The sequence below is a fragment of the Micromonospora sp. NPDC048040 genome (genome assembly GCF_055587185.1).
Window position 1 is genome coordinate 1 of sequence record NZ_JBVJGT010000101.1, and the last position, 11,519, is coordinate 11,519.

Consider the following 11,519-nt stretch of genomic DNA (forward strand, 5'->3'; position numbering starts at 1 on the left):
GTAGTGCGCGGCAGCGCGGTGAACCAGGACGGCGCGTCGAACGGGCTGACGGCGCCGAACGGCCCGTCGCAGCAGCGCGTCATCCGCCAGGCCCTCGCCAACGCCCGCCTGACGCCCGCCGACGTGGACGCCGTGGAGGCGCACGGCACCGGCACCACCCTCGGTGACCCGATCGAGGCGCAGGCGCTGCTGGCGACGTACGGGCAGGACCGGCAGGGGCGGGGGCCGCTGTGGCTCGGCTCCATCAAGTCGAACATCGGCCACACCCAGGCCGCGGCCGGGGCGGCCGGCATCATCAAGATGATCATGGCGATGCGGCACGGCGTGCTGCCCTCGACGCTGCACGTGGACGAGCCGTCCCCGCACATCGACTGGAGCGCCGGAGCCGTCTCCCTGCTCACCGAGGCGCGCGACTGGCCGGCGGCGAACCGCCCCCGGCGCGCGGCGATCTCGTCGTTCGGAGTCAGCGGCACCAACGCGCACGTGATCATCGAGCAGCCGCCCGCCGAGGCGGAGCCCACCCGGGGCGCCGACGGGCCGGCCCGAGGCGACGAATCCGCCGCCGAGCCGGTGCCGGTGCTGCTGTCGGCCCGGTCCGAGGTGGCCGTCGCGGCGCAGGCGGACCGCTGGGCCCGCTGGATCGCCGGCGACGAGGACCTGCGCCCGGTCGACGTCGGCTGGTCGTCGGCGGTCAGCCGGGCCGTGCTGGAGCACCGCGCGGTGGTCGCCGCGACGGACCGGAACGAGCTGCTGGCCGGGCTGCGCGCCCTCGCCGCCGGCGAGTCGTCCGGCACCGTGGTCACCGGCGCGGGCACGGCACGGGCCCAGCTGGCCGTGCTCTTCTCCGGCCAGGGCGCGCAGCGCGCGGGCATGGGCCGGGAACTGGCCGCCCGCTTCCCGGTGTTCGCGGCCGCCCTGGACGAGGTGTGCGCGCAGCTCGACCCGCTGCTGCCCCGCCCCCTGCGGGAGGTGCTGTTCGCCGAGCCGGGCACGGCCGAGGCGGCGCTGCTGGACCAGACGGTGTTCACGCAGGCCGGGTTGTTCGCGGTCGAGGTGGCGTTGTTCCGTCTGGTGGAGTCGTTCGGCGTCGTGCCGGACATGCTGGCCGGCCACTCGATCGGTGAGGTGACCGCCGCGTACGTGGCGGGGGTGCTGTCGCTGGGTGACGCGTGCGCGTTGGTGGCGGCGCGGGGTCGGTTGATGCAGGCCCTGCCGGCCGGCGGCGGGATGCTCGCCGTGGCCGCCGACGAGGCAGCCGTGGTGGAGTCGATCGCCGGGCTGACCGACCGGGTGGGCATCGCGGCCGTCAACGGGCCCGCCGCCGTGGTGGTCTCCGGTGACGTCGAGGCCCTCGACGAGGTGGAGCGGACCTGGCAGGACCGGGGCGTCCGGACCCGCCGGTTGACGGTCAGTCACGCGTTCCATAGCCCGCTGATGGAGCCGATGCTCGACGAGTTCCGCGCGGTCCTGGCGGGGCTGACGTTCCGGGCGCCGCTGGTGCCGGTCGTGTCGAACCTGACCGGGGCGCTCGCCGACCCGCAGGAGATCACCCGTGCCGAATACTGGGTCCGCCACGTCCGGGAGGCCGTCCGGTACGCCGACGGCGTCAGCGCCCTGCGGGCCGCCGGGGTCGACACCTTCCTGGAGGTCGGCCCGCAGAGCGTGCTGACCGCGATGAACGCCGACCTGCTCGCCGACGACGCGCTCGCGGTGGCCGTCCAGCGCCGGGACCGGCCCGCCCCGCAGGCGCTGCTGGCCGCGCTGGCCGAACTGCACGTCCACGGCGTCCCGGTGACCTGGCCGCAGTGGTTCACCGACACCGGCGCACGCCGGGTCGACCTGCCCACGTACGCCTTCCAGCACGAGCGGTACTGGCTCGGCGCGGGGCAGGCGCGTACCGCCGACGTGTCCGGCGCCGGCCTCGGCGTGGCCGGGCACCCGCTGCTCGGCGCGGCGGTGTCGGTGGCCGGCGCCGACATGGCCGTGCTGACCGGCCGGCTGTCGCTCGCCACCCACGCCTGGCTCGCCGACCACGCCGTCTCCGGCGTGGTGGTCGTGCCCGGCACGGCGCTGGTGGAGCTGGCGGTGCGGGCCGGCGACGAGGTGGGCACGTCCCGGGTACGCGAGCTGACGATCGCCGCCCCGCTGGTGCTGCCCGAGACCGGCGCGGTCCGGGTGCAGGTGCGGGTCGGCGCGGCCGACGAGGCGGGCAACCGGGTCGTGGCGGTGCACTCGCAGACCGAGGGCGACCCCGAGGCCGAGTGGGTCCCGCACGCGGAGGGTGTGCTGGAGCCGGCGTCCGTCGACGAGCCGGGCGTGGGGGAGTGGCCGCCTGTCGGCGGTGTCGAGGTGGACCTGGCGGGTTGGTATCCGACGCTGGCGGAGCACGGTCTGGCGTACGGGCCGGTGTTCCAGGGGCTGCGCCGGGCCTGGACCGCCGAGGACGACGTGTTCGCCGAGGTGGTCCTGCCGGACGAGGCGGCGACGGAGGCCGCCCGGTTCGGCGTGCACCCGGCGCTGCTGGACGCGGCCCTGCACCCGATCGGGTTGCTGTTGGGCGCGGAGTCGGGTGGGCCGCGGGTGCCGTTCGCGTTCGAGGGTGTGCAGGTGCACGCGTCGGGTGCGCGGGTGCTGCGGGTGCGCCTGACGCGCGCGGGCGCGGCGGTGCGGCTGGTCGCCGGTGACGAGTCGGGTGCCGCCGTGGTGTCGGTCGACTCGCTGGCGCTGCGCGAACTGACCGGCGTGGCCACGGCGAGCGCGGCGGCCCGCTCGATGTTCGAGATCACCTGGCAGGCCGAGGAGATCGCCGCCGCCGGGGACGTCTCCGGGTGGGCGCTGGTGGGCTCGTCGGTCTCCGTGGACCTGCCGGCGTACCCGGACGTCGAGGCGCTCGTCGTGGCCGTCGACGCCGGTCAGGTGGCCGCGCCGAAGGGGCTGGTGCTGCCGGTCGACGCGGCGGCTGTCGCCGTCCCGGACGCGGTGCGCGAGACCGCGTCGGCCGTGCTGGCGACCGTGCGGTCGTGGCTGGCTGCCGACGTGCTGGCGGATGCGCGGCTGGTGGTGGTGACCCGGGGTGCGGTCTCGGTCGGGGTCGAGGACCGGGTGACCGATCTGGCGGGTGCGGCGGTGTGGGGTCTGCTGCGGTCGGCGCAGTCGGAACACCCCGGCCGGATCGTCCTCGCGGACGTGGACGGCGACCTGGACGCCGGGACGCTGGCCGTCCTGGCTGCGGTCGCCGACGAGCCGGTGGCACATGGCGGTCAGCTCGCGGTGCGGGCGGATGCCGTGTTCGCGCCCCGTCTGGTGCGTGCGATCACCCCGGTGCCGGCCGACGGTCCCGTGGTGGGCGACGGCACCGTGCTGGTGACCGGTGGCACGGGTGCGCTGGGCGCGTTGGTGGCGGAGCACCTGGTGTCGGTGCACGGGGTGCGGTCGCTGGTGCTGGTGTCGCGGCGTGGCCTGGAGGCCGCGGGCGCGGCGGAGCTCTCGGATCGGCTGACCGCGTTGGGTGCCGCCGTGCGGGTGGTGGCGTGTGACGTGACGGACCGGGACCAGGTGTTCGGCCTGGTCGGTGAGGTCACCGCCGAGGGCCGGCTGGCGGGTGTGGTGCACACGGCTGGTGTGTTGGACGACGGTGTGGTTGAGGGGTTGACCGCGGAGCGGCTGGCTGGGGTGTTGGCGCCGAAGGTGTCGGCGGGCTGGTGGCTGCACGAGGCGACGGCGTCCCTGGATCTGGATTCGTTCGTGGTGTTCTCGTCGGTGGCGGGGGTGTTGGGTTCGCCGGGTCAGTCGGCGTACGCGGCGGGTAACGCATTCCTGGACGGGTTGGCGGTGTATCGGCGGCAGCTCGGGTTGCCGGCGGTGAGCCTGGCGTGGGGCATGTGGGACACGGCGGGTATGGCGGCGTCTCTCGACGAGGCGGATCGGGTGCGGTCGGCGCGGGCGGGTCTGACGCCGATGAGCGCCGAGACCGGGTTGGAGCTGTTCGACGCGGCCCTGGTGGCGGATCGGGCGGCCCTGGTGCCGGCCGTGATCGACGTACCGGCGCTGCGCGCGGCCCTCGGAACCGGCGGGCCGGTGCCGGCCGTGCTGCGTACCCTGATCGGGTCGACGGCGTCCCGGCGACGGGCCGCGCGTGGCGGCGACTGGGCCAACCAACTGGCGGGCCTGGCGCCCGACGAGGCGCGGACCCAGATCGACGTGTTGGTGCGGGGCCTGGTCGCGCAGGTGCTGGGGCACGGCGGGGCGGAGGCGGTGCCGGCGGACCGGGCGTTCCGGGAGTTGGGCTTCGACTCGCTGACCGCGGTGGACCTGCGTAACCGGTTGAACGCGGCCACCGGGCTGAGGTTGGCCTCGACGCTGGTGTTCGACTACCCGACCCCGGCGGTGCTCGCCGACCACCTCTACGAGCAGGTCTCCGGACAGATCACCGCTCGCCGGACGACGGTGCTCACCGCCAACACCGACGAGCCGATCGCGATCGTGGGCATGGCGTGCCGCTACCCGGGTGGGGTGGAGTCTCCCGACCAGTTGTGGGAGTTGCTGGCGACCGGTGGGGACGGCATTTCGGAGTTCCCGGCGGATCGTGGTTGGGACCTGGAGTCGTTGTTCGATCCGGATCCGGATCGCAGCGGGACGTCGTACACGCGGCACGGTGGTTTCCTGTACGGGGCGGCGGAGTTCGACCCCGGGTTCTTTGGGATTTCGCCGCGTGAGGCTCTGGCGATGGATCCGCAGCAGCGGTTGCTGCTGGAGGCGTCGTGGGAGACGTTCGAGTCGGCGGGTCTGGACCCGGCGCGGCTGCGGGGCAGCCGGACGGGCGTGTTCGCCGGCGTCATGTACCACGACTACGCCTCCCGGCTGATGGACCTGCCGCCGGACGCAGAGGGCTTCGTCGGTACGGGCACGTCGGGCAGCGTGCTTTCGGGTCGGGTGGCGTACACGTTCGGCCTGGAAGGGCCGGCCGTAACCGTCGACACCGCCTGCTCGTCGTCGCTGGTCGCGCTGCACCTGGCGGCGCAGGCACTGCGGTCGGGGGAGTGTGACCTGGCGCTGGCCGGTGGCGTGACCGTGATGGCGACGCCGGGCACGTTCATCGAGTTCTCCCGGCAGCGGGGTCTGTCGCAGGACGGCCGGTGCAAGTCGTTCGCGGCGTCGGCCGACGGCACAGGCTGGTCCGAGGGCGTCGGTGTGCTGCTCGTGGAGCGCCTGTCGGACGCGCGGCGCAACGGGCACCGGGTTCTCGCCGTGGTGCGTGGCACGGCGGTGAACCAGGACGGTGCGTCGAACGGTTTGACGGCGCCGAACGGTCCGTCGCAGCAGCGGGTGATCCGGCAGGCCCTCGCGAACGCCCGGCTGACCGTGGCGGACGTGGACGCGGTGGAGGCGCACGGTACGGGCACCACCCTCGGTGACCCGATCGAGGCGCAGGCGCTGCTGGCGACGTACGGGCAGGATCGGCCGGCGGAACGGCCGTTGTGGCTGGGGTCGATCAAGTCGAACATCGGGCACACGCAGGCGGCGGCCGGTGTGGCCGGTGTGATCAAGATGGTCATGGCGATGCGGCATGGTCTGGTGCCGCCGACGTTGCATGTGGACGAGCCGTCGCCGCACATCGACTGGACGTCGGGTGCGGTGGCTCTCGCCACGGAGCCGACGCCGTGGCCGGCCGTGGATCGGCCGCGTCGGGCGGCGGTGTCGTCGTTCGGTATCTCGGGCACGAACGCGCATGTGATCATCGAGCAGCCACCGGCCGAGGTGGTGGAGGGTGAGGTCGTCGTCCGGGAGACGCCGCCGGTGGTGCCGGTGCTGCTGTCCGCCCGCTCGGATGCGGCCCTGGCCGCGCAGGCCGGACGGTGGGCGCGCTGGCTCGCCGCCGACGAGGCCCCGCGTCCGCTGGACGTGGCCTGGTCCTCGGCCACCACCCGGCCGGCGCTGGAGCGCCGGGCGGTCCTGGCCGCCGTCGACCGGGACGATCTGGTCGCGGCGCTGACCTCCCTCGCCAGCGGCGACCCCGCCGGTACGGTCGTCTCCGGCGCTGCCGGGCAGCGGGCCCAACTCGCCCTGCTCTTCTCCGGCCAGGGTGCGCAGCGTGCGGGCATGGGCCGGGAACTGGCGGCCCGCTTCCCGGTGTTCGCGACCGCGCTCGACGAGGTGTGCGCGCAGCTCGACCCGCTGCTGCCGCGTCCGTTGCGGGAGGTGCTGTTCGCCGAGGCGGGCACCCCGGAGGCCGGGCTGCTGGACCAGACGGTGTTCACGCAGGCCGGGTTGTTCGCGGTCGAGGTGGCGTTGTTCCGGCTGATGGAGTCGTTCGGTGTGGTGCCGGACATGCTGGCCGGTCACTCGATCGGTGAGATCACGGCCGCGCACGTGGCCGGCGTGCTGTCGCTGGCCGACGCGTGCGCGCTGGTGGCGGCGCGGGGTCGGTTGATGCAGGCCCTGCCGGCCGGCGGCGGGATGCTCGCCGTGGCCGCCGACGAGGCGGCGGTGGTGGAGTCGATCGCCGGGCTGACGGATCGGGTCGGGATCGCGGCGGTGAACGGGCCTGCCGCCGTGGTGGTCTCTGGCGAGGTCGAGGCTTTGGACGCGGTGGAGCGGGCCTGGCAGGGCCGGGGTGCCCGGACCCGTCGGCTCACCGTCAGCCACGCGTTCCACAGTCCGCTGATGGAGCCGATGCTGGCGGAGTTCCGTGCGGTCCTGGACGGGTTGACGTTCTCCGCGCCGTTGCTGCCGGTCGTGTCGAACGTGACCGGCGCGCTGGCCGACCCGGACGAGATCCGCACGGTCGACTACTGGGTCCGCCACGTGCGTGAGGCCGTCCGGTACGCCGACGGCGTCAGCGCCCTGCGGGCCGCCGGTGTGGACACCTTCCTGGAGGTGGGGCCGCAGAGCGTGCTGACCGCGATGGCGGCGGACATCCTGCCCGACGACGACGTGCTGGCCGTCGCCGCCCAGCGCAAGGACCGGCCCGAGGCACACGCGCTGCTGCACGCGCTCGCCGAGCTGCACGTCCACGGTGTGCCGGTGACCTGGCAGCAGTGGTTCACCGACACCGGCGCGCGGCGGGTCGACCTGCCCACGTACGCCTTCCAACACCAGCGGTACTGGCCCGCCGAAAACCGGGCGCGGATGGGTGACGTGTCCGGGGCGGGACTGGCCCGCGCCGAGCACCCGCTGCTCGGCGCGACGGTGGACCTGGCCGGCGACGACGAGATAGTGCTGACCGGCCGGATCTCCCTGGCCACGCACCCCTGGCTGGCCGACCACGCGGTCTCCGGCGTGACGCTGGTCCCGGGCACGGCGTTGGTCGAGCTGGCCGTGCGTGCCGGCGACGAGGTGGGCCTCTCCCGACTGCGGGAGTTGACCGTGGCCGCCCCGCTGGTCGTCCCCGGCAGCGGGGGCGTGCGGATCCAGGTGCGGGTGGACGGGGCCGTCGACTCCGCGCACCGCACCGTCGCCGTGTACTCCCGCCCGGACGACGACCCCGAGGCGGGCTGGACCCGGCACGCGGAGGGCGTGCTGGAGTCGTCCACCGCCGACGAGCCGGACATGGTCGCCTGGCCCCCCGCTGGCGGGTCCGAGGTGGACCTGGCGGACTGGTACCCGACGCTGGCGGAGCACGGCCTGGCGTACGGGCCGGTCTTCCAGGGGCTCCGGCGCGCCTGGACCAGCGGCGGCGACGTGTTCGCCGAGGTGGTCCTGCCGGACTACGCCGCGACGGAGGCCGCCCGGTTCGGCGTACACCCGGCGCTGCTGGACGCCGCCCTGCACCCGATCGGGCTGCTGGGTTCGCAGGAGTCGGGTCGGCCGCGGGTGCCGTTCGCGTTCGAGGGCGTGCAGGTGCATGCCTCGGGCGCCGGCGTGCTGCAGGTGCGCCTGACCCGCAACGGCTCCGGAGTGCGGCTGGCGGCGTACGACGAGACGGGCGCACCGGTGGTGTCGGTCGACTCGCTCGTCCTGCGGGAGCTGACCGGTGTGGCCGCGCCGGGCGCCGCCTCGCGGTCGCTGTTCGAGCTGCGGTGGCCGACCGTGGAGGCCACCCCCGGTGGGGAGACGTCCGGGTGGGCGCTGCTGGCGGGCGGCCGGGAGGTGCCCGCCGAACTGGCGGCACGGGTCGGGCTGGTCGCGTACCCGGATGTGGCGGCGGTCGCGGGGGAGGAGTCCGTCCCTCGGGCGCTGCTGCTTCCGGTGTTCCCCGCGTCCGGATCGGCGGTGGGGACGCCGGATGCGGTTCGGGCGGTGACCTCGGACGTGCTGGCGACGGTGCGGTCCTGGCTCGCCGCGGACGCCCTGGCGGATGCGCGGCTGGTGGTGGTGACCCGGGGCGCGGTCTCGGTCGGGGACGAGGATCGGGTCAGCGACCTGGCGGGTGCGGCGGTGTGGGGTCTGCTGCGGTCGGCGCAGTCGGAACACCCGGGCCGCATCGTCCTCGCGGACGTCGACGGTGACCTGGACGCCGCGCTGGTGACCACGCTCGACGGCGTCCTGCGGGAACCGGCCACGACCGGCGGTCAGTTGGCCGTCCGCAGGGGCGCGGTGTACTCGCCCCGCCTGGTCCGGGCGGGCCTCACGGTGACGGCGGGGACGCCGAACCTGGGTGACGGCGCGGTGCTGGTGACCGGCGGCACGGGCGCGCTCGGTGCGCTCGTGGCGGAGCACCTGGTGTCGTCGTGGGGCGTACGGTCGCTGGTGCTCGTGTCGCGGCGGGGCATGGAGGCCGCGGGTGCTGGCGAGCTGGCGCAGCGGTTGACCGCGTCGGGCGCCGCCGTGCGGGTGGTGGCCTGTGACGTGACGGACCGGGGCCAGGTCGACGCGCTGGTCGCCGACATCACCGCCGAGGGCCGGCTGGCGGGCGTGGTGCACACGGCCGGCGTGCTGGACGACGGGGTGGTCGAGGGGCTCACCGCGGAGCGGCTCGGGGCCGTGTTGGCACCGAAGGTGTCGGCGGGCTGGTGGCTGCACGAGGCGACGGCGTCCCTGGATCTGGATTTGTTCGTGGTGTTCTCGTCGGTGGCGGGGGTGTTGGGTTCGCCGGGTCAGTCGGCGTACGCGGCGGGTAACGCGTTCCTGGACGGGTTGGCGGTGTATCGGCGGCAGCTCGGGTTGCCGGCGGTGAGCCTGGCGTGGGGCATGTGGGACACGGCGGGTATGGCGGCGTCTCTGGACGAGGCGGATCGGGTGCGGTCGGCGCGGGCGGGTCTGACGCCGATGAGCGCCGAGACCGGGTTGGAGCTGTTCGACGCGGCCCTGGTGGCGGATCGGGCGGCCCTGGTGCCGGCCGTGATCGACGTACCGGCGCTGCGGGCGGCGACCGCCGGCGGTCCCGTACCGGCCGTGCTGCGCACCCTCATCGGCGTGACCAGCACCCGCCGCCAGGCGGGGCAGGGCGGTGGCGGGTGGGCCGACCGGCTCGCCGGACTGACCGAGGACGAGGGCCGGGCCCAGGTCGACGTGTTGGTGCGGGGCCTGGTCGCGCAGGTGCTGGGGCACGGCGGGGCGGAGGCGGTGCCGGCGGACCGGGCGTTCCGGGAGTTGGGCTTCGACTCGCTGACCGCGGTGGACCTGCGTAACCGGTTGAACGCGGCCACCGGGCTGCGGTTGGCCTCGACGCTGGTGTTCGACTACCCGACCCCGGCAGTGCTCGCCGACCACCTCTGGTCGGAGTTGGCCGGGGTGCGTCAGTCGACCGCCGACCCGGTCGCCGGCACGATCGTCGGCACCGACGAGCCGATCGCGATCGTGGGCATGGCCTGCCGCTACCCGGGTGGGGTGGAGTCTCCCGACCAGTTGTGGGAGTTGCTGGCGACCGGCGGCGACGGGATCTCGGAGTTCCCCGCCGACCGGGGCTGGGACCTCGAGTCGCTGTTCGACCCCGACCCGGATCGCAGCGGGACGTCGTACACGCGGCACGGTGGTTTCCTGTACGGGGCGGCGGAGTTCGACCCCGGCTTCTTTGGGATTTCGCCGCGTGAGGCCTTGGCGATGGATCCGCAGCAGCGGTTGCTGCTGGAGGCGTCGTGGGAGACGTTCGAGTCGGCGGGGCTGGACCCGGCGCGGCTGCGGGGCAGCCGGACGGGCGTGTTCGCCGGTGTGATGTACCACGACTACGCCTCCCGCCTGATGGAGCAGCCGGGCGAGGTGGAGGGCTACGTCGGCACCGGCACCTCCGGCAGCGTGCTGTCCGGGCGGGTGGCGTACACGTTCGGCCTGGAAGGCCCGGCGGTCACCGTCGACACCGCCTGCTCCTCCAGCCTCGTCGCGTTGCACCTCGCCGCGCAGGCGCTGCGCAGCGGCGAGTGCGACCTCGCGCTGGCCGGTGGCGTGACCGTCATGGCCACCCCCGGCACGTTCATCGAGTTCTCCCGGCAGCGGGGTCTGTCGCAGGACGGCCGGTGCAAGTCGTTCGCGGCGTCGGCCGACGGCACGGGCTGGTCCGAGGGCGTCGGCGTGCTGCTCGTGCAGCGGCTGTCGGACGCGCAGCGGGAGGGCCGGCGAATCTACGCCGTCGTGCGCGGTACCGCCGTGAACCAGGACGGCGCGTCGAACGGTTTGACGGCGCCGAATGGTCCGTCGCAGCAGCGGGTGATCCGGCAGGCCCTCGCGAACGCCCGGTTGACCACCTCGGATGTGGACGCGGTGGAGGCGCACGGCACGGGCACGGTCCTCGGTGACCCGATCGAGGCGCAGGCGTTGCTGGCGACGTACGGGCAGGACCGGCCGGCCGACCAGCCGTTGTGGCTGGGGTCGATCAAGTCGAACATCGGGCACACGCAGGCGGCGGCCGGTGTGGCCGGTGTGATCAAGATGGTCATGGCGATGCGGCATGGTCTGGTGCCGCCGACGTTGCATGTGGACGAGCCGTCGCCGCACATCGACTGGACGGCCGGTGCGGTGGCGCTGGCCACCGAGGCCATGCCGTGGCCGGCCGTGGATCGGCCGCGTCGGGCGGCGGTGTCGTCGTTCGGTATCTCGGGCACGAACGCGCATGTGATCATCGAGCAGCCACCGGCCGAGGTGGTGGAGGGTGAGGTCGTCGTCCGGGAGACGCCGCCGGTGGTGCCGGTGCTGCTGTCCGCCCGGTCCGACGCGGCCCTGGCCGCCCAGGCCGGACGGTGGGCGCGCTGGCTCGCCGCCGACGAGGCCCCGCGCCCGCTGGACGTGGCCTGGTCCTCGGCCACCACCCGGCCGGTGCTGGAACAGCGTGCCATTGCCGTGGTGGCCGACCGGGACGGCCTGCTCTCCGCGCTCCGGACCCTCGACGCGGGACAGCCTTCCGGCGCTGTCGTCACCGGCTCGGCCGCCGTACGCGGTCAGCTCGCGGTGCTGTTCTCGGGTCAGGGCGCGCAGCGTGCGGGCATGGGCCGGGAGCTGTACGACGGGTTCCCGGTGTTCGCGACCGCGTTGGACGAGGTGTGTGCGCGGCTGGATCCGTTGCTGCCGCGTCCGTTGCGGGAGGTGTTGTTCGCCGAGGCGGGCACGCCCGAGGCGGCGTTGTTGGATCAGACGGTGTTCACGCAGGC

At 74.5% G+C, this 11,519-nt stretch carries 1 protein-coding gene; it reads left to right on the forward strand.

Annotated elements, in window-relative coordinates:
- The coding region (locus ACZ6O2_RS35725; protein ID WP_466026100.1) for a type I polyketide synthase at window positions 1–11,519 on the forward strand (11,519 nt) is incomplete at both ends.